The organism is Embleya sp. NBC_00896 (assembly GCF_045207785.1).
Classification (GTDB): domain Bacteria; phylum Actinomycetota; class Actinomycetes; order Streptomycetales; family Streptomycetaceae; genus Embleya.
This window is the reverse complement of the sequence record NZ_CP108776.1, coordinates 593,154-615,641: the sequence shown is the minus strand read 5'-3', so window position 1 is coordinate 615,641 and position 22,488 is coordinate 593,154. Positions and strand designations below refer to the sequence as shown.

At 72.5% G+C, this 22,488-nt stretch carries 26 protein-coding genes; 13 read left to right on the top strand and 13 right to left on the bottom strand.

Annotated elements, in window-relative coordinates:
* The first annotated feature begins 74 nt into the window (after positions 1–74).
* Positions 75–533: an NUDIX domain-containing protein gene (locus tag OG928_RS02815; protein WP_406278645.1), complete on the top strand. Its 459-nt coding sequence runs from the start codon at positions 75–77 to the stop codon at positions 531–533.
* Positions 534–537: 4 nt separating this feature from the next.
* Here OG928_RS02815 and OG928_RS02810 read toward each other — a convergent pair whose 3' ends face one another.
* The gene (locus tag OG928_RS02810; protein ID WP_406291329.1) at positions 538–1,146 is read right to left on the bottom strand and encodes a hypothetical protein; all 609 of its coding nucleotides are present in this window, start codon (positions 1,144–1,146) and stop codon (positions 538–540) included.
* A gap of 212 nt (positions 1,147–1,358) precedes the next feature.
* Between OG928_RS02810 and OG928_RS02805 the strand changes: the two genes are divergently transcribed.
* From OG928_RS02805 to OG928_RS02795, 3 genes are all read left to right on the top strand, one after another.
* Positions 1,359–1,940 carry a TetR/AcrR family transcriptional regulator gene (locus tag OG928_RS02805; RefSeq protein WP_406278642.1) on the top strand — a complete coding sequence of 194 codons (582 nt, stop codon included), beginning with the start codon at positions 1,359–1,361 and terminating at the stop codon, positions 1,938–1,940.
* Positions 1,941–2,061: 121 nt separating this feature from the next.
* Positions 2,062–3,300 carry a cytochrome P450 gene (locus OG928_RS02800; protein ID WP_406278639.1) on the top strand — a complete coding sequence of 413 codons (1,239 nt, stop codon included), beginning with the start codon at positions 2,062–2,064 and terminating at the stop codon, positions 3,298–3,300.
* A gap of 289 nt (positions 3,301–3,589) precedes the next feature.
* The gene (locus OG928_RS02795; RefSeq protein WP_406278636.1) at positions 3,590–4,039 is read left to right on the top strand and encodes an RICIN domain-containing protein; all 450 of its coding nucleotides are present in this window, start codon (positions 3,590–3,592) and stop codon (positions 4,037–4,039) included.
* A gap of 21 nt (positions 4,040–4,060) precedes the next feature.
* Here the strand turns inward: OG928_RS02795 and OG928_RS02790 are convergent, their stop codons facing one another.
* The 3 genes from OG928_RS02790 to OG928_RS02780 form a co-directional block, all read right to left on the bottom strand.
* Positions 4,061–4,558: a hypothetical protein gene (locus tag OG928_RS02790; protein ID WP_406278633.1), complete on the bottom strand. Its 498-nt coding sequence runs from the start codon at positions 4,556–4,558 to the stop codon at positions 4,061–4,063.
* Between the two features lie 297 nt (positions 4,559–4,855).
* Complete coding sequence (locus OG928_RS02785) at positions 4,856–6,079, bottom strand: beta-ketoacyl-[acyl-carrier-protein] synthase family protein (RefSeq protein ID WP_406278630.1); 1,224 nt, start codon at positions 6,077–6,079, stop codon at positions 4,856–4,858.
* A gap of 181 nt (positions 6,080–6,260) precedes the next feature.
* Complete coding sequence (locus OG928_RS02780; protein WP_406290741.1) at positions 6,261–6,893, bottom strand: response regulator; 633 nt, start codon at positions 6,891–6,893, stop codon at positions 6,261–6,263.
* 29 nt (positions 6,894–6,922) lie between these two features.
* Here OG928_RS02780 and OG928_RS02775 point away from each other — a divergent pair, with 29 nt between their 5' ends.
* Positions 6,923–7,177, top strand: coding sequence for a hypothetical protein (locus OG928_RS02775; protein WP_406278627.1), 255 nt, complete (start codon positions 6,923–6,925; stop codon positions 7,175–7,177).
* Positions 7,178–7,415: 238 nt separating this feature from the next.
* Complete coding sequence (locus tag OG928_RS02770; RefSeq protein WP_406278624.1) at positions 7,416–8,255, top strand: N-acetylmuramoyl-L-alanine amidase; 840 nt, start codon at positions 7,416–7,418, stop codon at positions 8,253–8,255.
* 72 nt (positions 8,256–8,327) lie between these two features.
* On the opposite strand, the gene OG928_RS02765 is transcribed toward OG928_RS02770, so the two are convergent.
* From OG928_RS02765 to OG928_RS02755, 3 genes are all read right to left on the bottom strand, one after another.
* Positions 8,328–8,504, bottom strand: a complete 177-nt coding sequence (locus OG928_RS02765; RefSeq protein WP_406278621.1) for a hypothetical protein — start codon at positions 8,502–8,504, stop codon at positions 8,328–8,330.
* A 68-nt stretch (positions 8,505–8,572) separates the two neighbouring features.
* Positions 8,573–8,965 (bottom strand): DUF3037 domain-containing protein, encoded by a 393-nt coding sequence (locus OG928_RS02760; protein WP_406278618.1) that lies wholly within the window; start codon positions 8,963–8,965, stop codon positions 8,573–8,575.
* Complete coding sequence (locus OG928_RS02755; RefSeq protein WP_406278615.1) at positions 8,965–9,798, bottom strand: HipA family kinase; 834 nt, start codon at positions 9,796–9,798, stop codon at positions 8,965–8,967. The genes OG928_RS02760 and OG928_RS02755 overlap by 1 nt, the downstream gene beginning before the upstream one ends.
* Positions 9,799–9,872: 74 nt before the next feature.
* On the opposite strand from OG928_RS02755, the gene OG928_RS02750 reads away from it, so the two are divergent.
* From OG928_RS02750 to OG928_RS02740, 3 genes are all read left to right on the top strand, one after another.
* On the top strand, positions 9,873–10,676 hold the full coding sequence (locus OG928_RS02750; protein WP_406278612.1) for an ATP-grasp domain-containing protein: 804 nt from the start codon (positions 9,873–9,875) through the stop codon (positions 10,674–10,676).
* 57 nt (positions 10,677–10,733) lie between these two features.
* Positions 10,734–11,198, top strand: a complete 465-nt coding sequence (locus OG928_RS02745) for a MarR family winged helix-turn-helix transcriptional regulator (protein WP_406278609.1) — start codon at positions 10,734–10,736, stop codon at positions 11,196–11,198.
* 202 nt (positions 11,199–11,400) lie between these two features.
* A complete protein-coding gene (locus OG928_RS02740; RefSeq protein WP_406278606.1) occupies positions 11,401–12,387 on the top strand; it encodes an NAD-dependent epimerase/dehydratase family protein in 987 nt (328 codons plus the stop codon).
* Between the two features lie 213 nt (positions 12,388–12,600).
* Here the strand turns inward: OG928_RS02740 and OG928_RS02735 are convergent, their stop codons facing one another.
* Complete coding sequence (locus OG928_RS02735) at positions 12,601–13,236, bottom strand: TetR/AcrR family transcriptional regulator (protein WP_406278603.1); 636 nt, start codon at positions 13,234–13,236, stop codon at positions 12,601–12,603.
* A gap of 49 nt (positions 13,237–13,285) precedes the next feature.
* Between OG928_RS02735 and OG928_RS02730 the strand changes: the two genes are divergently transcribed.
* Positions 13,286–13,792, top strand: a complete 507-nt coding sequence (locus OG928_RS02730; RefSeq protein ID WP_406278600.1) for a GNAT family N-acetyltransferase — start codon at positions 13,286–13,288, stop codon at positions 13,790–13,792.
* Between the two features lie 54 nt (positions 13,793–13,846).
* Here the strand turns inward: OG928_RS02730 and OG928_RS02725 are convergent, their stop codons facing one another.
* The 4 genes from OG928_RS02725 to OG928_RS02710 form a co-directional block, all read right to left on the bottom strand.
* Complete coding sequence (locus tag OG928_RS02725) at positions 13,847–14,722, bottom strand: sigma-70 family RNA polymerase sigma factor (protein ID WP_406278598.1); 876 nt, start codon at positions 14,720–14,722, stop codon at positions 13,847–13,849.
* Positions 14,723–14,876: 154 nt separating this feature from the next.
* Entirely contained in the window at positions 14,877–15,305 is a 429-nt protein-coding gene (locus OG928_RS02720; protein ID WP_406278595.1) for an ATP-binding protein, read from the bottom strand.
* Between the two features lie 345 nt (positions 15,306–15,650).
* Positions 15,651–16,733: a zinc-binding dehydrogenase gene (locus OG928_RS02715; protein WP_406278592.1), complete on the bottom strand. Its 1,083-nt coding sequence runs from the start codon at positions 16,731–16,733 to the stop codon at positions 15,651–15,653.
* Between the two features lie 143 nt (positions 16,734–16,876).
* Entirely contained in the window at positions 16,877–18,040 is a 1,164-nt protein-coding gene (locus OG928_RS02710; protein ID WP_406278589.1) for an LLM class flavin-dependent oxidoreductase, read from the bottom strand.
* A 180-nt stretch (positions 18,041–18,220) separates the two neighbouring features.
* Between OG928_RS02710 and OG928_RS02705 the strand changes: the two genes are divergently transcribed.
* Positions 18,221–19,111: a PaaX family transcriptional regulator C-terminal domain-containing protein gene (locus tag OG928_RS02705; protein WP_406278586.1), complete on the top strand. Its 891-nt coding sequence runs from the start codon at positions 18,221–18,223 to the stop codon at positions 19,109–19,111.
* Positions 19,112–19,194: 83 nt separating this feature from the next.
* On the opposite strand, the gene OG928_RS02700 is transcribed toward OG928_RS02705, so the two are convergent.
* Positions 19,195–20,616 carry a S41 family peptidase gene (locus OG928_RS02700; protein ID WP_406278583.1) on the bottom strand — a complete coding sequence of 474 codons (1,422 nt, stop codon included), beginning with the start codon at positions 20,614–20,616 and terminating at the stop codon, positions 19,195–19,197.
* 298 nt (positions 20,617–20,914) lie between these two features.
* Here OG928_RS02700 and OG928_RS02695 point away from each other — a divergent pair, with 298 nt between their 5' ends.
* Both OG928_RS02695 and OG928_RS02690 read left to right on the top strand, forming a co-directional pair.
* Positions 20,915–21,301, top strand: coding sequence for an ArsR/SmtB family transcription factor (locus OG928_RS02695; RefSeq protein ID WP_406278580.1), 387 nt, complete (start codon positions 20,915–20,917; stop codon positions 21,299–21,301).
* Positions 21,298–22,347, top strand: a complete 1,050-nt coding sequence (locus tag OG928_RS02690) for a cation diffusion facilitator family transporter (RefSeq protein WP_406278577.1) — start codon at positions 21,298–21,300, stop codon at positions 22,345–22,347. Before OG928_RS02695 ends, OG928_RS02690 begins: the two co-directional genes overlap by 4 nt.
* Positions 22,348–22,488: the final 141 nt, after the last annotated feature.

Below are 22,488 nucleotides of genomic sequence, written 5' to 3'. Positions count from 1 at the left end.
TTCGAAGGTCGCCCGACGGCACGGCACTCCCCGCGCCGCGCCCGCGAGGATGCCCTGCGCCAGACTTCGGTGTCATGGACAACCATCTGGAGACCCGACTGACCACCGCCGCCGGGGCGTTGTTCTTCGACGCGGTCGGGCGCGTGCTGCTCGTCGAGCCCGACTACAAGCCCGGCCTGGAGTTCCCCGGCGGGATCCTGGAGGCGGGGGAGTCACCGTGGGAGGGCTGCGTCCGCGAGGTCCGCGAGGAGCTGGGGATCGTGCTGACCGGTCCGCCGCGCCTGCTCGTCGCGCAATGGCTGGCGCCCGCCGACAGCCACCGCGGCGGCATGCGCTGGCTGTTCGACGGCGGCGTCCTGACTCCTCGTCAGAGCGCGGGGATCCGGCTCCAGGCCGACGAGTTGCGGGCCTGGCACTTCCTCACTCCGGCCCAGGGCGCCGCCGCGATGCCGCCCGAGCGCGCCGAACGGCTCCGGGCCGCGCTGCGCGCACGCGAGACCGGCACCGGCCTGTACGTCGAAGGGCCGCCCTGACCCGTCAACGCTCCGATGTCGAGCCCGCCACCGCCGACGCGAGCGCCTCCGCCAGGGGGACGGGGTCGCGCCGGTCGTCCGACGGATACACCAGCAGCGCGCCGTCGCCCGCGACCCCGAAGCAGCCGCCGGCCCGGCCCCGCGACGTGGCCTCGACCGGGTCGAGCACGATCGGCGGGCCCTGCCACACCATGCGCGCCTCCGCCGCCAGGCCGGTCCGGCGCAGGGCCTCGCGCAGCGCCCTCGCGCGGCCGGCGTTGCCGGTGCGCAGCCAGACGTCCTCCACCCGGAGGGTGTCCGTCTCCCGGAAGGGTCGCCCCCGCCCGTCCAACGCGAAGAGTCCGAGCACGGGCCAGTGCCGGCCGACGACGTCCAGTCGCGGCACGCGCCCGAAGAGCCGCTTCTGCGGCCGGGTCACGACCGCCACCGGCGCCACCTGCTCGCTCTCGAAGGCGACCACGGCCGCCGCGAGGGCCTCCTTGACCCGCCGGATCGTCCGCGTCCAGTCCACCGATCGCACCCCGTCCGGGGCCTCGCCGCCCCCGACCCCACCCTCGCCCAGGGCCGCCAACCGCTGCCGCTCCGCCCCGATGCGGGCGTCGAAGTCGCTCATGTCCGTCAAACCTAGGGCCGGGCGCCCGACCCGACCAGATGCGGTCGCGCCGCCGGGCTTGCTGCGATGTCAGTCGAATCGGACCGATCCCTGACCGATCGTCAAGCCATATTCCTTGTGAACAGCGGTGCGGAGATCAAAATTGACGGCCCATCAGCCTTGTTGATTGGCAAAGGTCGACGTATGTTCATGCCCAACAGGAAGGGGGACCCGTGGCGATCCCGGCACCGGAGGACACCTACGACAAGGTGCTCCAGGCGGCAGAGGAGCTGTTCGGCGAACAGGGCTTCGCCGGCACCTCGCTGCAGGCCATCGCCGATCGGGTCGGGGTGACCAAGGCCGCCCTCTACTACCACTTCCGCACCAAGGACGAACTCCTCGACGCCCTCCTGCGCCCGGCCCTGAACGATCTGGACCGAGTGTTGGAGGTCGCCGAGAGCAGACGCGGCACCACCGCGCGGCAACGCCTGCTGTTCGAGGGCTACGTCGACTTCCTGATCCGGTACCGCACCCTCGCCGTCATCCTCGACCGCGACGTCGCGATCGGACGCCACCCCGCCATCCAGCCCCGACTCGCCTCGATCACCGCGCGGGTGCGCGAGGTGCTCGACGACGTCGACGACTCGGTCGAGTACCGCGTGTCCACGGCCGTGGCCATGGGCGGCATCTACTCGGCCGTCGCCGCGTTCCCGGAACTGCCCGACGACGACCTCGCCCGCATCCTGCGCGGCGTCGTCCGCAAGCTGCTGGGCCCGCGCCGCCGTGCGCCGGGCCCGATCGGCACCACCGCCTGACCGTCCCGCGGCCCCAGGCGATCGCACCACCCGCACCACCCCGCACCACCGCGACCCGGCACCCGTCCCCGGCCGGTCCCCGCGGCGACCTCGCACACCCTCCGGCAACGGGAGTTCCACCATGACGTGTCCGGTCCTCGACCACGGCTTCGACCCCACCGACCCCGACCTGTACACCGCGCGCATCCCGCTCGACGAGTTCGCCGAGCTGCGCAAGACGTCCCCGGTGGTGTGGGTCCCGCAGACGCCCGAGGTCTCCAACTTCGGCGACGACGGCTACTGGCTGGTCACCCGGCACGCGGACGTCAAGGAGGTCTCCACCAAGCCGGAGATCTACTCGACGAACAAGAACACGGCGATCATCCGATTCGCCGAGGGCATGGACATGAGCAACATCGATGCCCAGAAGCTCATCATGATCAACATCGACCCGCCGGAGCACACCCGGCTGCGCAGCATCGTCCAGCGCGGCTTCACGCCGCGGGCGATCAACGCGCTGCAGGCCGCGCTGACCGAGCGGGCCGCGCAGATCGTGGCGGACGCGAAGAAGAAGGGCTCCGGCGACTTCGTCACCGAGGTCGCGTGCGAGCTGCCGCTCCAGGCGATCGCCGAACTGATCGGCGTTCCGCAGGAGGACCGCCAGAAGATCTTCGAGTGGTCGAACAAGATGCTCGGCTACGACGACCCCGAGTACGCGGAGTCCACCGAGGTCGGCGCGCAGGCCGCCGCCGAGCTGATGCTGTACTCGATGGGCATGGCCGAGGAGCGCAAGGCGTGCCCCGCGCAGGACATCGTGACCCGGCTGATCACCGCCGAGACCGACGGCAGCCTGTCCTCCGACGAGTTCGGCTTCTTCGTGCTGCTGCTCGCCGTGGCCGGCAACGAGACCACGCGCAACGCCATCACGCACGGCATGCTCGCGTTCTTCGACAACCCCGACCAGTGGGAGCTGTACAAGGCCGAGCGCCCGGAGACCACGGCCGACGAGATCGTCCGCTACTCCTCGCCGGTGATGTCCTTCCAGCGCACCGCGACCCAGGACACCGTGCTCGGCGGCCAGGAGATCAAGGAAGGCCAGCGGGTCGGCATCTTCTACAGCTCGGCCAACTACGACGCCGACGTGTTCGAGAACCCGAACAAGTTCGACATCACCCGGAACCCGAACCCGCACCTGGGCTTCGGCGGCGGCGGCCCGCACTTCTGCCTCGGCGCCTCGCTGGCCCGCATGGAGATCAACCTGATGTTCAACGCGATCGCCGACGCGATGCCCGACATCACCAAGGCCGCCGACCCGCGGCGACTGCGCCACGCCTGGATCAACGGCATCAAGGAACTCCAGGTCAACTACACCGGCAAGTAGCCCACTCCGCTTCGACCGGGACGGCGGAAGACAATCACCCGCCCCGGTCGAACACACAAGGCGCCGTCCGCCAACGGGAGCAGCGGACGGCGCCTTTCATCGCGCTCGCGACCGTTCCTCCTCGCTGTGGTCCACCGTCCAGGGGCGCACTGCTCGGGCCGGTGCCGGTAGTCGGCGTGCGAACGGCGCATGCGGAGGGCGCGCGCTCGCGAAGCCGATGCGGGGTCGGTGTCGGTGGGGTGGCAGGGTGGCTGGTTCAAGATCGGTTGTTGCTAGCGAGGGACGGTTCGTGAGCGGTATCACCGAAGGGCTGTACGTACTGCGCAACGTGCACAGCGGCCTGGTCCTGGAGGTCGAGGGCGGGCGTACGAACAGCGGTGCGAACGTGTGGCAGGGCCGGGACGACGGCGGGGCCGGGCAGCACTGGCGGATCACCGCGGTGCACGCCGGGGGAGCCGTGTATCACCTGGAGCACGTCACCAGCGGCAAGCGCCTCGACGTGACCGGAGCCTCCGTCGAGAACGGGGCCAACGTGCAGCTGTGGCGGGCCAACAACTTCGGCGCCCAGGAGTGGATCCTGGAGCAGCACGCGGACGCGCCGGGGCGGGTCACGCTGATCAACTACGTCAGCGGGCTGCTCCTGGAGGTCGCCGACGCCAGTACCGAGGTCGGCGGCAACGTACGCCAGTGGGAGGACACCGACCAGCCTTCGCAGTGGTGGACCCTCGAACCCCGCTGACCGCGGACATTGTTCGAGTGCCTAGGCGGCGACGACGACCTGGGTGCGGGCCAGGGTCGGGGTGAGCGAGCGCGGCGCGGCGGCGGGGCGGGCGAACACGAACACGCGCAGGACCACGAATCGCCCGATCCCCGCGAGCCCCGAGGCGCTCAGGTACACACCCTGCTCGACCAGCACGCCCGCGCCCGGGGCCGCCGCGTGCAGGCCCAGGATCGCGGCGGTGGTGAACAGGTACGCCACCAGCGCGGTGAGCGCCGACTGCGCGTGGGTGCGCCATCCCGCCCGGCCGCCGCCGAAGGTGAACCGGCTGTGCAGCTCGGTGGCCAGCATCGTGGAGAGCACGGTCACGATCGCGTTGGCGACCGCGATCGACAGCGTCCCGGACAGCGCGATCAGCGCCGCCGAGGAAGCGATCCCGGTGCCACCACCGAACACCACGAAGCGGGCGAAGGCGGCGATCGATCCGGCCTTCCCGGCCTTCGGAGTGGTGTCTGCGGTGGTGTTCCCCGTGGTCTTCATGTCCTCAAGGCTATGAACGAATGAGGCCAGAGACGTTCCTGATTCACGAGGTGCGCGCGTGGTGCTCGGTAAAAACATGGCGGATCGCCGAAACCCCTCTCCGACAAGGCTGTTTGCGGCAACACGACCCTCGGCGCGGGGCGGTTGCGGTACCCGCAAGCCTGCTGGAAGAGCCCCGGCGGCGCATCCGGTTTTCCGGGTCGGGGTTGTCCGCACCGACCGGTTGTCCGGGTGGCGGGGCCGGCTGCGGGGGTCGACGACGGCGACAGCCGCCGTCGACCCCCGCAGCCGCAAGCCTCAGTTCGCCGCCGTGAACACCAGCGCCGCGTTGTGACCGCCGAACCCGAAGGCGTTCGCCGCCGCCACCGACAGCGGGCCCACGCGGGGTTCCTTCACGACCACGTCCAGGTCGATCTCGGGATCCTGCGAGTCGAGGTTGAGCGTGGCCGGAATGACGCCGTCGCGCAGCGCCGCCACCGCCGCCACCGCGCCCATCGCGCCGGCCGCGCCGCACAGGTGGCCGACCATCGACTTGATCGCGGTCACCGCCGCGTGCTTGCCGATCGCCTCCGCGATCGAGGCGGCCTCCAGCGCGTCGCCGCCCTGCGTCGAGGTCGCGTGCGCCTGGACGTGGTCCACGTCGGCGCCCGTGACGCCCGCCTCGGCCATCGCCATCCGTAGGGCCCGCACCTGGCCCGGGCCGTACCCGGCGGTGATGTGGTGCGCGTCCGAGGTCACGCCGGCGCCCGCGAGGTACGCCTGGACGACAGCCCCGCGCGCCGCCGCGAAATCGGCCCGCTCCAGCACCACCAGGGCGGCCCCCTCGCTCATCACGAAGCCGCACCGCCCGGTGTCGAAGGGCCGCGACGCCGTCGCCGGGTCGCCGTCGCGCGTGGACAGCGCGCGGGCCTGCGCGAAGCCCGCGATCGGCAGGGCGCCTATGGTGGCCTCCGCGCCGCCCGCGACCACGACGTCGGCCCGGCCGAGCCGGATCAGGTCCAGGCCGTACGCGATCGCCTCCGAGCCCGACGCGCACGCGCTCACCGGGGTGAACGCACCCGCCCGCGCGCCCAGTTCCATGCTGACCTGCGCGGCCGGACCATTGGGCATCAGCATCGGGACCGTGTGCGGGGACACCCGTCGCACCCCCGACTCCGCCAGCACGTCGTGCTGCGCGAGCATCGTCATCGCGCCGCCCATGCCGGTGCCCACCACCACCGCGAACCGCTCGGGCGCGACCTCGGGCTTGCCCGCGTCGGCCCACGCCTCGCGGGCCGCGACCAGCGCCGCCTGCTGACATCGGTCCAGGCGCCGGGCCTGGACCCGGTCGAGGACGGTGTCCGGGGCGACCCGCATGCGGCCCGCGATCCGTACCGGCAACCCGTCCGCCCAGGCGTCCTCGAGGAGCGTGATCCCCGACTCGCCGGCGAGCATCGCGGCCCACGTGGATGCCACGTCCCCGCCCAGCGGCGTGGTCGCACCCATCCCCGTCACCACCACGTCCGTCCTGCCAACCGTCATCGAGCGCACCTCAGTCCTGTCGAAGCATTGTCGGAACACGACATCTGCGATCAACCGTACGTGACGAGTCGATCTTTACGTTCTGCAACGCTGTCAGGGAGAAGATGGCATGCCGGTATTGCCCTCGATAAAGAGGACGTCCTATTACTTGTAGAGAACCAACAATCGACGTTCGTCGAGGTCAGCCGCGCAAATACGCCAGAACGGCCAAAACCCGCCGATGGTCGTCGGCCGCGGGCGGCAGATCCAGCTTCGTCAGGATGCTCGCGATGTGCTTGGACACCGCCGCCTCGCTGACCACCAGGGCCCGCGCCACCGCCGCGTTCGAGCGGCCCTCGGCCATCAGCGCCAACACCTCGCGCTCGCGCGGCGTCACCCGCGCCGGCGGATCCCGGCGGCGCGCCGGCAACTGCCGCACCACCTCCGGGTCCACCACCATGCCGCCGTCGGCGACCCGCTCGACCGCGGCCATGAACTCCGCGACGTCACCGACGCGGTCCTTGAGCAGGTAGCCGGTGCCCACGCCGTCACGCGAGTCCATCAACTCGTCCGCGAACGTCTGCTCGACGTACTGGCTCAGCACCAGCACCGCCAACCCCGGACGCAGGGCCTGGATCTCGCGGATCGCCCGCAGCCCCTCGTCGGTGAAGTCCGGCGGCATCCGCACGTCCGCGATCACCACGTCCGGCGCGTGCTCGCGCACCGCCGCCACCAACGAGGGCCCGTCGCCCACCGCCGCCGGGACCACGTGCCCGAAGCGCTCCAGCAGCCCCACCAAACCCTCGCGCAGCAGCACCGCGTCCTCCGCGATCACCACCGTCAAACGCCGCACGGAATCTCCACTTGCACCAGGGTCGGCCCGCCCACCGGGCTCGACAGGAGCATCCGACCATCCACGGCCGCGACCCGATCGGCCGGCCCGGTCAACCCGGAACCGCCCGTCGGATCCGCACCCCCGCACCCGTCGTCCGCGACCTCCACCACCAGGAGGTGGTGCCGTGGGCCCCGGTCACCGGCGCGGCCTTGGCCTGCCTGGCCCTCGCGCTCGCCGCGAGCGTGCTTCCGGCCCGGCGGGCGATGCGTTCGACGGCCCCCTGAGTACCGGCCCGGGCGGAGGTCCGGGAGGTAGGCGGGCGCACTGTACGCCACCGCCGTTCCGGTTGGCTCGATTTCCATAAAGATCCCCGAAAACCCTGCGAATCGTCGTGATCATGGGCATTCACGACTTCACCGCATGCCTCAGCCTTCCGGTACCCCCCGATCGACCCCCTCGGGCACTCCGACCGACTGCCCGGCACACCGCCCGACCTCGCCGCACACCCTCAGGGAGACCGCCATGGCCTGGTACCCCGGCGCCACCAAGCGCGAGCTGCAACCCGAGTCGGACAACCAACCCGCGATCCGCCCCACCCAGTTGATCCTGCACTCGATCGCCGCGCCGTGGTCGGGGGAGCGGATGTACGAGTACTGGCGCGACTCCACCAACCTCGAATCACACTTCGGCTGCGCCTACGATGGCGGCCTGTTCCAGTTCATCGGCACCCAGACCCGCGCCGACGCCAACGCGAGCGCGAACCGGCGCGCCGACGGCACCGGCGCGGTCAGCGTCGAGACTGCGAGCAACCTCCAGCACACCGACCCCTGGACCGAGGCTCAGCTCGACACGCTGACCGCGCTGGGCGTGTGGATGCACCAGCACCACGGCGTGCCGCTGCGGGTCTGCCGCACCTGGGACGACCCCGGCTTCGGCTACCACCGACTCTTCGCCAAGTGGTCGGTCGACGGCACCGCGTGCCCCGGCGACGCGCGGGTGCGACAGTTCGACCAGCGGCTCTTCCCCGCCATCGTGGCCGCCGCCGGCGGCGACCCCGTCCCGGTGATCCCCGCCCCGCGCCCCGCCGTCGACCTGGCCGAGCTGGTCGCCGCCGCCAGGTCCGACCCCGCCCGCAAGGGCGCCCCCGTCACCTACGTGGGCACCCGCATGGTCGAGAACGCGCTGGTTGCCGAGGGCCTGCTGGCGCCGAGCCTGGCCGACGGCCACTACGGCACCGCGACTGTCCGGGCCTACGCCGAATGGCAGCGCCGACTCGGCTACAACGGCTCCGACGCGGACGGCATCCCCGGCCGCCGGTCGCTGTCCCGACTCGGCGCCAAACACGGCTTCACCGTCGCGTGAGCCCTTGAGCCCTTGAGCCCTTGCCCCTGAACCCCGGAACCCCGGAACCCCGGAACCCCTGAGCCTCGTGCCTCATACGCCGCGGTCGGTGGCCACCAGCAGGCCGGTGGCGATCGCCATCACCGACCACAGCAGCCACATCCACCCGGCCGCGTCGTACAGGGCGCTGTACAAACCCAGCATGGACAGCAGCACCAGCGTGCACACCACCATGCCCTGACTCTGCGGACCGTACGTGCGGATCGCCATCGTCGCCTCCACGTCCGGAAAGATCCGGTGTCCGGAATGATCCGGTGCTTCGCACGGTAGCGCAGGGGTCACAACACCAACAGATCGAAGAGCCGATCGAGGTCGGCCGCGGGGTTGGCCGTCAACCCGCCGTGCACCGGCCCGGGCTGCACGATCGTGCTGCGCGGCGCGGTCAACCAGCGGAACCGGCGCCCCACCGGCTCGGCCCCCGGGGCCCCGGCCGCCTCGCTGCCCGCGCACACCAGCTCCCACGCGGCCAGCACCGCGCGCGCCTGCGTCACGTCCGCGTCCGGGTCCAACGCGCACAGCCTGGACTGCTCCACATGGGTGCGCGCGCCCAGGAAGGCGAACGCCTGGCTGTACAGCGCCACCCCCACGTTCAGACACTCGCCGCGCTCCACGCGCGGGACCAACCGGATGATCGAGTACTCGAAGAACTCCCGCCGCGGCGTCATCGCCATCACCTGAGCCAATCCGGGCGGTTCGACGGCTTCGCGGCGCCCTGGCGCGCGATCACCTCGGGCGAGATCTCCGGCAGCCACGCCCGCGGCGCGGCCACCCGCGCGAGCAGGTGCTCGATGTACGCGCGGCGCAGCGCGTTCGGGGTGTCCAGGCCGAGCGCGACCTCCGCCTCGCCGGATCGGAGCCACTCGTCGGGCACCAGTGCGAGCACCTCCTCCAGCAGCTCGCGCGTCACCCGCGGCGCCAGCTCCGCGTCCGCCTTGACCAGGCCCGGGCCGCCGACGCCGGCCAGCACGTGGTCGGTGCCGTCGAAGGGGCGCGCCGCGGCGGACCTCGCGGCCTGCCACGCGTGGTGGAACCACAGCGCGGCGCCGTGGTCGATCAGCCACAACCGGCCGTGCCACACCAGCAGGTTCGGGTTGCGCCACGAGCGGTCCACGTTCGAGGTCAGCGCGTCCAGCCACAGCACCCGCGCCGCGAGATCGCCGTCCGGCTCCCAGGTGGCCGGGGTGAAGTCGGCCGAGCCCGGCAGGAAGTCCATCCCCAGGTTGAGCCCGGCGCTGGCCTGGACCAACTCCTGGACCTCCTGGTCCGGCTCGCCGCGCACGATCACCGGATCCACCTCCACGCGCACCAGGGCCGGCACCGGCAGGCCGAGCCGGCGGGCCAGCTCGCCCACCACGACCTCGGCGACCAGGACCTTGGGACCCTGCCCGGCACTGTGGAACTTCACGACATAGGTGCCCAGATCGTCGGCCTCCACGAGACCGGGAAGCGAACCGCCCTCACGCATCGGCGTGACGTATCGAATGGCATGGACGAGGGGAAGCATCCTCGAACAATGCCACGCCCCACAGGCCGAAAAACACTCGCCCCGCCACGCCCGCCCCCGGCACCCTTGGCGCCATGACCCCCGCCGACCGCGTCCTGGTCCTCGGCCCGCGCGGCACCGACACCGACCGCGCCCTGATCGGCGCCGCCCACCGCCGCGACCTCCCCGTCCGCCGCCTGCACACCTGGCGGGTCCCCGACGACCTCGCGGGCACCCGCGCACACCTGTACGCGGGCCCGCTCTTCGCCGACGCCACGGCCCGCGACCTGGATCTGGCCCTGCTGGAGGTGCCCGACGACTGGCTCGCGCGTCTGCCGCCCGCGCTGACCCACCGCGCGATCACCGCCACCACCCTCGAACACGCCCGGACGCTGCGCCGGCCGGCGTTCGTCAAGCCGCCCAACGACAAGTCCTTCGCCGCGCGCGTGTACCGCGACGGCACCGAACTCCCCGGCGACGACATCGTCGACCCCGGCACGGCCGTCCTGGTCAGCGACCCGATCGTCTTCCACACCGAGTACCGGCTGTTCTGCCTCGACGGCGCCGTGCACGCGGCCTCCCGCTACGCCACGGCCGGCGACTTGGACATCGCCCCGATCCACGCGTGTGCCCGGGGCTCCGACGCGCTCGCGTTCGGCGCCGACGTGCTCGCCGCGAGTCGTGCCGACCTGCCGTCGGCGATCGTGGTGGACGTGGGCGAGACCGACGCCGGGTGGGCGGTCGTGGAGGCCAATGCCGCGTGGGCGTCGGGCGGCTACGGGTGCGACATCGACCGGGTCCTCGACGTCGTGCTGCGGGCCGGCGGGCCGCGTCGGGAACAGAGACCCCGCGACACGCCGTTCATTCGGTACGCCCCCGTCACCCGGCACCGGTCCTGACGCGACAATGGGCGCACCCGGATCCACCCGGATCCCCGCCCCCGGGACGTGACACGCGTGAGCTCGCCGGAATCCACCTCGGCGCCGATCGGCGAGCTGTTCATGCGCCTGGCCAAACGCATCCGCGTCCGCGCCGGCCGTGAACTCGCCCCACTGGGTCTGACGCCCGCCCAGGCACACGCCATCAAGGTGCTCTCGCACGCCGAGGCGCCGCTGCGGATGGCGGAGCTGGCCGCGCGCCTGGAGATCGTGCCGCGCTCGGCGACCACCGTGGTGGACGACCTCGTCGCGCGCGACCTGGTCCGGCGCAGCACGTGCGACCGCGACCGGCGCGCCACGCTGGTCGAGCTGACCGAGTCGGGGCGGACCGAGCTGCGCCGGATCCGCGAGATCCGGCAGGGCGCGGGCGCCGCGGTCTTCGACCGGCTGGGCGAGGCCGACCGCGCGGAACTGCTGCGGCTGTTGCGTCTGTTGGACGAGGACTGCGACGAGCACTCGTGCCCGCGCGGGTCCCGGGCGTGACGCGGACGTGCCGGTCCCGGACGTGCCGGTCCGGACGTGCCGGCCCGGGGGTGCGGGCGGGCGTCCGCTGATCGCGCCGCGCGAGGTGTCGCGGACCCGGCGGGTCCGAAGATCGGCCCGGGCGAGCGACTTACGCTGACAGCGATTCCGCCCACAGCGTGAGGTGGTTCACGCGGCCGCAGCGCCCGGGCAGAGTCGGATCATGAAGATTCTGATTTTGGGCGGCACCGAGTTCGTGGGGCGCGCCGTGACCGACGACGCGCTCGCCAGGGGCTGGGAGGTGACCGTGTTCAACCGCGGTCGGCACGAGCTGCCGCCGGGTGCACGGTCGTTGGTCGGCGACCGGACCGCCGAGGGCGGCCTGGCCGCGCTGGAGAGCGGCGAGTGGGACGTGGTGGTGGACACCTGGAGCGCGGCGCCGCGCGTGGTCCGCGACTCGGCGAACCTGCTCGCCGACCGGGTCGGTCGGTACGCGTACGTCTCCAGCTGCTCGGCGTACGCATACCCCACCGTGGCCGGCCTGGGCGAGGAGGCCCCGCTGGTGGCGGACTGCTCGCCCGACGACGGCGACGTGGTCTACCCCAAGGCCAAGCGCGGCGCCGAACTGGCGGTGGAGCAGGCGTTCGGCGACCGGCACGTGCACGCGCGCGCCGGCCTGATCCTGGGCCCGCGCGAGAACATCGGTCGGCTGCCGTGGTGGCTCCACCGGATCGCCCGCGGCGGCCCGGTCCTGGCCCCCGGCCCCCGCGAGTCCCAGTTGCAGTACATCGACGCCCGCGACCTCGCCGGCTGGACCCTGGACGCCGCCGAGTCGGGTCTGAGCGGTGGCTACAACCTGGTCGCCCCGACCGGCCACAGCACCATGGGCGAGTTGTTGGACCTGTGCGTGGCGGTCACCGGGTCCGACGCCGAGCTGCGCTGGACCGACCCCGACACGATCCTGGCGGCGGGTATCGAGCCGTGGATGGAACTGCCGATCTGGATCCCGGCCGGCGAGGACTACGACACCGTCCACCGCCGCGACGTCTCCAGGGCGCTGGCCACCGGCCTGCGCTGCCGCCCGGTGGCGGAGACCGTCGCCGACACCTGGACCTGGTTGCAGCCCTTCGGCGGCGCCGCCCCGCGCCGCCCGGACCGCCCGACGGTGGGCCTGGCACCGGAGAAGGAGGCCAAGCTCCTGGCGGAGTAGGCCGGTTCGACCGAGCCCGGGCGGCCCGTGGTCGCCCGGGCTCGGTCGCCGTCGCCCGAGGACCCGCCGCCCGGTCCGTCACGGGCCGGGCGGACGAAGCGAATTGGTCGCGGGGGCGTAGGTCTGGGCCCGGATGGGATCGCCCCGTTCGCGCTCTGCGGGTTGTGGACGGCGTCGTCGCGAAGTCCGGGCAGATGCGCGCTCGGCCGGCGCTCATGGTCGGGTCGGTCGGAGTGGGGCGGGGTTTGGGAACGCGTGGTCGATGAAGGCCGTCCACGCGTCCTGTACGCGGCGGGCGTGTTCGGGGGTGTCGCCGGCGAGATGGTCCAGGAGCAGGCCGCGCAGTACGGCCAGCACCAGCGTCGGCGGCAGCGGATGCCCGGCCAGGACCCGCTCCAACGGCGGCAGCCACTCGCGCAGCGACGCCGTCGCGAAGTCCTCCCACGGGCCCTCGCCCTCGAACTGCCGGACGTAGCCGTCGAAGAACAGCCGCAGCGAGCCCCGCCGTTCCGGGGCCACCAACCACCCCCACAGCAGGTCGAGCGTCTCGCGCGCGCCGCCGGGATGGCCGTCGGCGCGCTCCACCATCGCGAACTGCTCGACCCGGCCGACCTCGAGGATCGCCCGGACCAGGCCCTCCTTCGAGCCGAACAGGTACAGCAGCACGCGCGGGCTGGATCCGATCGCCTGTGCCAGCGGACGCAGCGACAACTCGGACAGGCCGTGTGCGGCGACATAGGCCACGCTCGCGGCCAACAGCTCGTCGCGGCGCGCGGACGGGGGTCGCGCGGCGGTGGCGGATTCCGGGGTGGGGGGTTCGGCGGCGGGGGGTTTCGCGTCGGTGGCCATGCGCCTATCCTTCACTGAAACGACTGTTTCAGTGAAGGGTTTCGGGGCCATGACCGCAACGCCGAACACCGTGACGATCCGCGACGCGACCCGCCCCGGCGACTTGGGCGCGGTCGCCGCGCTGCACGGTGTCCTGTACAGCCGCGAGTACGGCATGGACGCCACCATGGAGGCGACCGTCGCCGCCGGCATGGCCGAACTGGTGCTGGCCCGGGCCCGCGAGGGCGACGACGGCCCCGGGCGACTGTGGGTGGCCGACGACGGGCGCGTGCTGGGCGCGGTGGGCCTGACCCGCGAACAGGACGACCTGATGCGGCTGCGCTGGGTGATCCTGGACCCCGCCGCCCGCGGCCGGGGCATCGGCCGCGCCCTGCTGACCACCGCCCTGGCCGAGGCCCGCCGCCGCGCCGCCGCCGGCGTGTACCTGTGGACGATCGCGGGCCTGCCCGCCTCCAGGCACCTGTACGACGAGGCCGGGTTCACCCTCACCGAGGAACACCCGACCCGGTCCTGGGGCATCGACGCGGTCGAACAACGCCTGGACCTGAAACTCTGACGCGACCCGCCCGCCCGATGGGAGCGGGCGGGCGGTCGATCGCGCGCCGGCCGCTCAGCCGCCGAGGATGGCGACGTCGACCTCGCGCAGGTAGTCCGGGTCGGAGAGCAGTTCGATCCCGGTGATCCTGCCGTCGAAGACGGTGAACCCGACGACCACGCGCGGTTGCCCGCCCGGCGCCCACACCGCGCCCGCGACTCCGTCGATGAGCGCGGTCTGCGCGGCCTTGGCCCGGCCGGAGAACGTCTCGGCCACCGCACGCGCGCCGCGGACCTCGCTCTCCGCGCCCGCGGCGACGGCCGCGCCGTCGGCCCGCAGGACCACGTCCGGGTCCAACAGCGCCGGCAACGCCTCGAAGTCGCCGCCGCGCGAGGCGGCCAGGAAGGCGTCGACGACCTCGCGCTGACGGGCGGGATCGATCTCGTGGTCGGTGGGCGTGCCCTGCACCCGGCGACGGGCGCGGCCGGCGAGCTGCCGGGTCGCGGTCGGGCTGCGGTCCACGATGGGGGCGATCTCGTCGTAGGGCAGCGCGAACATGTCGTGCAGTACGAAGGCGAGCCGCTCGGCGGGCGCGAGCGTCTCCAGCACCACGAGCAGCGCGAGCCCGACCGAATCGGCCAGCAGCGCCTCGTGTTCGGGGTCGGTGCCGCCCGCGGATTCGACGACCCGATCGGGGCCGTGCGTCTCCAGAGGGTCCTCACGCCGAGTCCGGCGCGAACGCAGCATGTTCAACGACACCCGGGCCACGACCGTGGTCAGCCAGCCGCCGAGGTTCTCGATGTCCTCGGAGTCGGAGCCGCTGAGCCGCAGCCAGGTGTCCTGCACCGCGTCGTCGGCCTCGGCGCGCGAGCCCAGCATGCGGTAGGCCACCGCCCGCAGGTGCGCCCGGTGCTGCTCGAACTGCCGTGCCAGGAACTCGGTCTCGTCCATCGGTCACATTCCCTCGTCGCGTCGTGTCACAGCACTGACCGACGAAATCCGGTAGATGTGACAAGGCCGGAGGCAAGGCTGTCGATGGGACGTTCGACGACGCGGTTCGGCACGTCCGAGAGACCCGGGCTTCGGGCCCGGCGTCGCCCGGGCTTCACGGCATCGGCAGCGCCACCCACACGGTCTTGCCGCCGTACGCGTCCGGTTCGATCCCCGCGTACCCGCCCGCCTCCGCGACCAGGGCCTTGACGATCAACAGGCCGCGCCCGCTGTCGTCGTCGACCGTCTGGAGGAGGGCCTTGGGGCAGAACGGGTGGCGGTCGTGCACGCCCACGTGCAGGACGCCGTCGCCGGTGCCCCGCACGGTGACCACGATGGCGGGAGTCAGCACGCCCGCGTGCCGGATCGCGTTGGTCACCAACTCCGACACGACCAGGCGCAGGGTGTCCACGAGATCGCCGTCGGCGGGCATGCCCCACTCGACGGCGACCGCGACCACCTTGCGCCGGGCCGCGGACACCTCCGCCTCGTGCGGTGGCAGATCGAACCGGCACACCGGCTGGGCGTCGTTGAGCACGGTCATGCCGCGCTCCCCGGGTCGGTGGCGGGCACGCGATGGACGGACGCGGCACCGTGGCGGTGCCTGGTGTGGCTCATGATGTCCCCGATGGCGGGTGTGCGGATCTTCCAGGGAATTCCCTCGGAGCGTACCGATTCCGACACCCGACGCGTCCCGTTTACGACACATCCGTACCCCTCTCGGCGGGGCGTTCGGGGGCGCGGGTGGGCGAAACGCCCTGGCGGGCGCGCCACCCACGCATGGCGGGGGCCGGGGGCGACCGGCCGGCTCCACCCGTACGCGTGACACCCGCCCCGCGCGCCCCCGCCCGCGCCGAACGGCCGACCCGCACCCGCCGGGCGACCGCCGCTAGGGCGTGGTGGGGTGCGCGGTCGTGGCGGGGTGCACGCCGGCCCCCTCCAGGTGCGGCCGGACCAGGACCTTCACGTGCTCGTCGGGCCGGCCGAGGGTGTCGATGGCCGCGGCGACGCCGCCGAAGCCGACCTGGCCGGTGATCAGCGACGCGGCGTCCACGCTGCCGGCGGCGATCCGGGCGAGGGTCTTGGGGTACTCCTCGGGCGGATAGGTCAGGCACATCTTGACCGTGAGGTCCTTGTAGATCCCCACCACCGGCCGGAAGGTGTCCTGCGTCATGCACACGCCGATCAGCAGCACGGTGGCGCCGCGCGGCGCGGCGTACGTGATCCGGTCGAACATGCCGGCCTTGCCGGAGCACTCGAAGATGGTCAGCGGCTGCCCCTGCTCGGCGATCTCGCGCCACGCGTCGAAGGGGTCGCGATCGGCCGGGTCGACCACCACGTGCGCGCCGAACGCGCGGGCGAGTTCGCGGCGGCGCGGCGAGGGCTCGGACACCACCACCGGCGCCACCCCGCGTTCGATCAGACCGGCGATCGCGCCCAGGCCGATCGGACCGGCGCCGATCACGATCGCCGCGCCGCCCTTCTCGGCCCCCGAGCGGGCCACGTTGCCGAAGCCGACCGCGAGCGGCTCGGTCAACGCCGCGACGTGCGCCGGCACGTGCCCGGGCACCTTGACCAGGGCGGCGGCCTGCATCACCATCCGCTCGCCGAACCCGCCGGGGAAGATGTTGGAGTAGCCGATGGTGCGCAGCACGCCGCCGCCGTCCAGCGCCCACGGCAGGCCGACCACGACCTCGCCCTCCTCGAACCCGCTCACGCCCGGGCCGGGCCGCACCACGCGCGCCGACAGCTCGTGTCCCATCACCAGGTCGGCGTCCGGGTCGAAGACGAACGACGGCGTGTCGGAGTCGATGGAGGCCTGCAGGAACTCGGCGGTGTGCTTGTACGCGGACAGATCCGAGCCGCAGATCCCGCAGGCCACCGTCTCCACGAGGACCTGGCCCTCGCCGGGTTCGGGGGCCGCGATGTCCTCGACCGTGAATGTGCCGCCGCGCAGTACCGCTGCTCGCATGATGGGGATTCTCCTTGCAGTGTCGAGGAAGGCGTACGGATGCTCACGAGGACGTACGGATGCTTACGAGGACGTACGGACGTTCACGAGGGCGTACGGATGCTCACGAGGGCGTACGGACGTTCGGGAGGACGTACGGACGTTCACGAGGCGGGCGGCGTCATCGCGGCCACGACCGCCTGGCGCAGCGCGCCGATGAAGCGCTCGCTGTTGTCGTTGGCCCAGGCCATCGAGGCATGCCGGGGCCGGTTGGCGCCGGTGAAGTGCGGGACGACGTACTCGGCGAACAACTCGTAGCTGCGCCGCTTGTCGGCGGGGCGCGCGATCGGCAAGTCGAGCAGCAGCAGCGTGCCGAAGCCGCCGGACTTCTCGGCCATCGCCTCGATCCGCGCGATCGCCTGGGCGGGCGTGCCGATCATCGCGACGCCGAACGTGGGGAAGCCCTCGCCCGTCCACTGTGCGATCGCGTCCTCGGGGCGGGTACCCCAGGGCATGGTCATCCCGGACAGGCCCTGGATGTAGTCGACGAGATGGTGCACGCCGTACTCGGCCTGCTCGCGGGCCTGGGCCTCGGTCTCGGCGAGGTGCATCGGCACCACCAGGCGCCAGCGGTCGCGGTCGGCGACATGGCCGTGCTCGGCGCAAGTCTTGGCGTACACGTCCCAGTTCGCGGACAGCGCCTCGAAGCCGGAGGGGTCGGAGGCGGCGAGCGAGAGCAGTCCCATGCCGTGCGTACCGGCCTGGACCGAACCGGAGGGCGAGACGGTGGAGGCGCAGACGGCCTCGATGCCCTCGCGGGTGTACGGGCCCAGGTGCAGGCGGGCCTGGTCCAGGGTGAACCAGTCGGTCCGCATCGTGACCGTCTCGCCGCGCAGCAGCGGGACGATCGCCGACAGCGCCTCGGCCATCATCGTGCGCTGGCGCATCGGGTCGATGCCCATCATGAACGCGTCCGAGGCCAACTGCCCGGGCCCGGAGCCGAACATCACGCGCCCGCGCGATTGCAGGTCGAGCTGGACGATGCGGTCCGCGAGTACCAGTGGGTGGTGGTACGGCAGCGAGTTGACGCCGGTGCCCAGCCGGATCCGGGTGGTGCGCTCCGCGGCGGCGGCGATGAACACCTCGGGGGAGGCGATGGTCTCGTACCCGGCCGAGTGGTGCTCGCCGATCCACGCCTCCTCGAAGCCGAGCGCGTCCAGGTGCGCGACGAGGTCGAGGTCCCGGCGGATCTGGAGCGCGGGGTTGCCGTCGATGCCGTGGTAGGGGGCGATGAACGCGCCGAAGCGCGTCGGCGGGGCTGCGTACACGAGCCTCGACCTTTCTTGGGACACGGGTTGTAGGACATAAGATCAAGCATGAACAAGTTATGTCCTACATGGAGGGTGTCGAGGAAACAAGGGGCGGCCTAGATTGACCCCGGCAGTGATCGACCCCCGAATCCCGAGCCGTCTTCGGAGACCGTCATCAGCACCTCCACACCCACGCCCATGTCATCGCCCGGGTCCGCGTCCGGGTCCGCGGCCGGCTCGCCTTCCGCCGCGGGGCCGCGGACCCGACGGACCGCCGACGGCGGGCCCAGCGCCCGCACGCTGTTGTTGACCGTGCTGGGGGAGTACGTGCGCTGGCCCGGGCACGACGGCGTGTGGTCGCCGACGGCGGTGGCCGCGCTCGGTGCCCTGGGCGTTCCGGAGGCGGCGACCCGGCGGGCGATCACCCGGCTGACCCAGGAAGGGTGGCTGCTGGCCCGCGCCGAGGGGCGGTACACCCGGCTGACGCTCGCCCCGCCGCTGTCGCGGCTGCTCACCGGGTGGACCGAGCGGCTGTCCCGGGCCATGCGCGAGACCCCCTGGTCGGGGCAGTGGCAGCAGTTGCTGCTGCGCCCGCCGGCGGCGTTGCGCGAGGCGCGCGCGGTGGTCGAGGAGCAGCTGGCGTTCGAGGGCTTCGGCGATCTGGGCCGCGGGGTGTGGATCGCCGCCGATCCGGGCGGGGTGGACGCGTTGCGGGCGCTGCTCGCCGAGCGCGGCCTGGCCGGGCACGCGACCTGGATGACGTCGAGCGTGTGCGACGCGGCGCGCGAGCGGGCCCTGGTCGAGCAGGCGTGGGACCTGGACGCGGTGCGCGCGGACCTGGAGGCGTTCCTGGCCCGCTTCGCCGGCGCGCGGGCGGACACCGACGAGGAGGCGTTCGAGCTGCGTACCCGCCTGGTCCACGCCTGGCGGCTGACCTTCGAACGCGACCCGCGCCTGCCCGCCGCCCTGCTGCCGGCGGACTGGCCGGGCCGGGCGGCGAGCGATCTGTTCGTCGCCACCTGGCGCGGCATCCACGAGCCGGCCGAACGCTGGTGGGCCCACCTGGACCGGGACCCCCGGGTGGGTTGACCCGGGCCCGGGCGGTCGTCCCGGCCAGGGTCAGCCGGCTCAACCGGCTCAGGCGTCGGGCGGGCGGCTTCGGCGCGTTTGCGTCAGGTGCCTTCGGTGCGCAAGGTGGCGACCGCCCGGTCGAACGCGGAGTCGCGGTGTTGGGCGAACTCCTCGTCGGTGAAGACCGGTTCCGCCAGGTGCGGCGGGATGCCGGCGCCGTCGAAGGTGCGGCCGTCGGCGGTCCGGAACTCCTCGTTGGGCAGGCCGATGTGCCAGCCGTTGGGCAGTACCCGCTCCAGCACGTCGGAGAACACGCCCTGGGTGGGCTCGCCGATCCGGATCGTGTAGCCGGGGCGCTCGATCAGGGCCTGGGTGAAGGTCTCGCCGGCGCTGACGGTCGAGCCGCCGGTGAGCACCGCGAGTGGCCCCGAGTACCGGGTCGCGCCTGGGGCGGGCCGCACCTCCATCGGCTGCGGGCGGGTGAAGCGGGTGGGGTCGTGCGGGTCGTTGCGGGCCCGCTTGGCGTACGCGAAGTGCGGCCGGTCCGTCAGGCGGGCGGCGAGTCGCAGCCCGAGCTTGTCCGAACCGCCGCCGTTGACCCGCAGGTCGACGATCAACCCCCGCAGCCGGCGCACGCGTTCGGGGGTGAGGACGGCGTCCAGGGCTCGGTCGAGCTCGGCGCTCTCGGCGGCGTAGCCCGCCAACGGGTCCTCCACGTAGCCGATGAAGGTGGAGACCCGCAGGTAGCCCTGGTCGCCGGGCAGGTCCGCGTAGCCGATCCGGCCCTGCCCGTACTCGCTCAACGGGCGGCCGCCGAGGTCGCGATCCCGGATGTAGTCCCTGGTCCGTCGATCCAGCTCGGCGTCGGGCACGACGGTGCCGGGGCGGCCCTCGGCGAAGTACAGGTCGGGGCGGGCCGCGAGAAAGACGTGCGCGTCGTTCAGCGGATCGAGCATCTCGCGGAAGATCGCGAACAGTTCGTCGTCGGTCGTGTGGGCGCCGACCCGGGGCCGGTAGCGGTCGCGGGCCGACTGCCAGTCGATGCCCTTGGCGGCGAAGAAGGGGTAGTTCTCCGCGTAGGTCTGCCAGAAGACGTCGAAGACGGCACGCGGATCCGTCGGCGCGGGGCGCGAGCAGGCGGCCGGGAGGGACGCCACGCGGCGCAGACCGCGGTACCCGGGCGCGTAGGTGAACCGCAGCCGGGCCTGCCGCGGATCCGGCCGGACCTCCACGGTGAGCACCGCGCCGTCGCCGGCGTCGTAGGTGGTCGTACGGCCGTCGACCGCCGAGCGGGTCGCGGAGGGTCCCTTCAGGCAGCTGATCGACGTGGTCTCGTACAGCTGCATCGCGCCGTTTCGGCGGATGGTCAGGACGGTGCCGTAGCCGTCCATGCGCCACACGCCGTCCTGGGTCGGCGACGGGTGTCGCGCGTGCTCGGCGGCGGTCGCGGTGCCGCCGCCGAGGGTGGTCGCGAGCAGGGTGGCGGTCGCCACCGCCACGCAGGTCTTGAGCAGCTTGGTCATCGCTTCATCCCGTTCCCGAGGCCGGTGCGGTTGCTCCTGTCGGTGCCTTCGTGCGTGGAACCCGACCAGGATCGGGCGCATCGGTCGGTATGGGACAGGGCGCCACCCGGTCTCCTTGGAGCGCGCCACCCGGTCCTCATGGGGTGGGGCGAGCCCCCCGTCCGCCGGCGGTGCGGTTGCGCATCGATACCCCCACCCCCTACCTTGTTTTCTCGTATGAAGAGCTGTTCAGACGTTACGATGTCGATGCCGTCACGGCACGGCATCGACGCGAAGGGGAAGAAGGGGAGGTGACCCGATGGCGCTGCCCGTGAACGCCGACCTGGTGGACTCGGTGCGGTCGCGGTTGCCCGACGGCGCGCACCTGGCGGAGACCGCGGACGTCTTCGCGCTGCTCGGCGACCCGGGGCGGCTGACCCTGCTGGTCGCGCTTCTGGAGGGCGAGCTGTGCGTGCGCGATCTCGCCGCCGCGTGCGGGCAGGGCGAATCGGCGGTCTCGCACCAGCTGCGGCTGCTGCGCGCCCACCAGGTGGTGACGGTGCGCCGCGCGGGTCGGATGGCCTACTACCGACTCGCCGACGCGCACGTGCGCCTGCTGCTGGACGTGGCACTCGCCCACATCGGCCATGCCCCCGCCACCGACCACACCGGCTGCGCGAGCGAGATCTCCGGAGGGACTTCATGAGCACCCGCGAGCACGACCACGGTCCGGACGCGCCCGGGCATCAGGGCCAAAGTGCACACGAAGGCCACGGCGGCCACGATCACGGCGGCCACGACCACGGGGGTTCCGGACACGCGGGCCACTCGCACGGTGTCGCCGCGGACGCGGATCGGCGCTATCTGACCGCCGCGCTCGTGCTGATCGGCGTGTTCATCGTGGTCGAGGTCGCGGTCGGCATCCTGGCGAGTTCGCTCGCGCTGATCACCGACGCCGGGCACATGGTCACCGACGCGTTCGCGATCGGCCTGGCCCTGGTCGCGATGCGGCTCGCGGCGCGGCCGGCGCGCGGGCGCTGGACGTACGGGTTCAAGCGCGCGGAGATCCTGTCCGCGCAGATCAACGGCATCACGTTCCTGGTCCTCGCGGTCTGGTTCATCTACGAGGCCGTACGCCGACTGATCTCGCCGCCCGACGTCGAGGGCGGGCTCGTGATCGTCACCGCCGCGGTGGGCATCGTGATCAACGTGATCGCGGCGTGGCTGATCTCGCGCGCCAATCGCTCCAGCCTCAACGTCGAGGGCGCCTACCAGCACATCCTCAACGACCTGTGGGCGTTCATCGCCACGCTGGTCTCGGGCATCGTGGTCCTCACCACCGGGTTCGCCCGGGCCGACGCGATCGCCTCCCTGGTGGTGGCGGCGCTGATGCTCAAGTCCGGGATCGCGCTGGTGCGCGAGTCGTGGCGGATCTTCCTGGAGGCCGCCCCCGCCGGCATCGACCCCGACGCCATGGGCGCGGACCTGGTCGCCATCGAGGGCGTCACCGAGATCCACGACCTGCACATCTGGACGATCACGTCCGGGTTCCCGGCGCTGTCCGCGCACGTACTGGTCCAGCCGGGCGACGACTGCCACCGGGTCCGCGACCGCCTGCAGGAACGCCTGCGCGACCGCTACGCGATCACGCACACCACCCTCCAGGTCGACCACGCGGAACCACCCGTGCTGGCCATCGGCACCACCCGCGGCCACTGCGAGGACCCACACGGGGCGAGCCACTTCGGTTGACCAGGTTGACCCGGTTGACGCGGTTGACCCGGTTGACCCGGTCGTCCGGCCGACTCGGTTGCTCCGGTTGGGAACGTGGGTGGACGAAGGGCCCGCACACCGTGATCGTGATGGTGTGCGGGCCCTTCGTCGTGTCGTGTC

Coding starts and splice junctions, on each gene's coding strand:
- OG928_RS02725 (WP_406278598.1), bottom strand. CDS start 14,722: ATGGACGAGACCGAGTTCCTGGCACGGCAGTTCGAGCAGCACCGGGCG.
- OG928_RS02700 (WP_406278583.1), bottom strand. CDS start 20,616: ATGACCAAGCTGCTCAAGACCTGCGTGGCGGTGGCGACCGCCACCCTG.
- OG928_RS02810 (WP_406291329.1), bottom strand. CDS start 1,146: ATGAGCGACTTCGACGCCCGCATCGGGGCGGAGCGGCAGCGGTTGGCG.
- OG928_RS02750 (WP_406278612.1), top strand. CDS start 9,873: ATGACCCCCGCCGACCGCGTCCTGGTCCTCGGCCCGCGCGGCACCGAC.
- OG928_RS02785 (WP_406278630.1), bottom strand. CDS start 6,079: ATGACGGTTGGCAGGACGGACGTGGTGGTGACGGGGATGGGTGCGACC.
- OG928_RS02715 (WP_406278592.1), bottom strand. CDS start 16,733: ATGCGAGCAGCGGTACTGCGCGGCGGCACATTCACGGTCGAGGACATC.
- OG928_RS02760 (WP_406278618.1), bottom strand. CDS start 8,965: ATGGCGATGACGCCGCGGCGGGAGTTCTTCGAGTACTCGATCATCCGG.
- OG928_RS02720 (WP_406278595.1), bottom strand. CDS start 15,305: ATGACCGTGCTCAACGACGCCCAGCCGGTGTGCCGGTTCGATCTGCCA.
- OG928_RS02770 (WP_406278624.1), top strand. CDS start 7,416: ATGGCCTGGTACCCCGGCGCCACCAAGCGCGAGCTGCAACCCGAGTCG.
- OG928_RS02815 (WP_406278645.1), top strand. CDS start 75: ATGGACAACCATCTGGAGACCCGACTGACCACCGCCGCCGGGGCGTTG.
- OG928_RS02695 (WP_406278580.1), top strand. CDS start 20,915: ATGGCGCTGCCCGTGAACGCCGACCTGGTGGACTCGGTGCGGTCGCGG.
- OG928_RS02800 (WP_406278639.1), top strand. CDS start 2,062: ATGACGTGTCCGGTCCTCGACCACGGCTTCGACCCCACCGACCCCGAC.
- OG928_RS02790 (WP_406278633.1), bottom strand. CDS start 4,558: ATGAAGACCACGGGGAACACCACCGCAGACACCACTCCGAAGGCCGGG.
- OG928_RS02730 (WP_406278600.1), top strand. CDS start 13,286: ATGACCGCAACGCCGAACACCGTGACGATCCGCGACGCGACCCGCCCC.
- OG928_RS02705 (WP_406278586.1), top strand. CDS start 18,221: ATGTCATCGCCCGGGTCCGCGTCCGGGTCCGCGGCCGGCTCGCCTTCC.
- OG928_RS02765 (WP_406278621.1), bottom strand. CDS start 8,504: ATGGCGATCCGCACGTACGGTCCGCAGAGTCAGGGCATGGTGGTGTGC.
- OG928_RS02690 (WP_406278577.1), top strand. CDS start 21,298: ATGAGCACCCGCGAGCACGACCACGGTCCGGACGCGCCCGGGCATCAG.
- OG928_RS02755 (WP_406278615.1), bottom strand. CDS start 9,798: ATGCTTCCCCTCGTCCATGCCATTCGATACGTCACGCCGATGCGTGAG.
- OG928_RS02735 (WP_406278603.1), bottom strand. CDS start 13,236: ATGGCCACCGACGCGAAACCCCCCGCCGCCGAACCCCCCACCCCGGAA.
- OG928_RS02740 (WP_406278606.1), top strand. CDS start 11,401: ATGAAGATTCTGATTTTGGGCGGCACCGAGTTCGTGGGGCGCGCCGTG.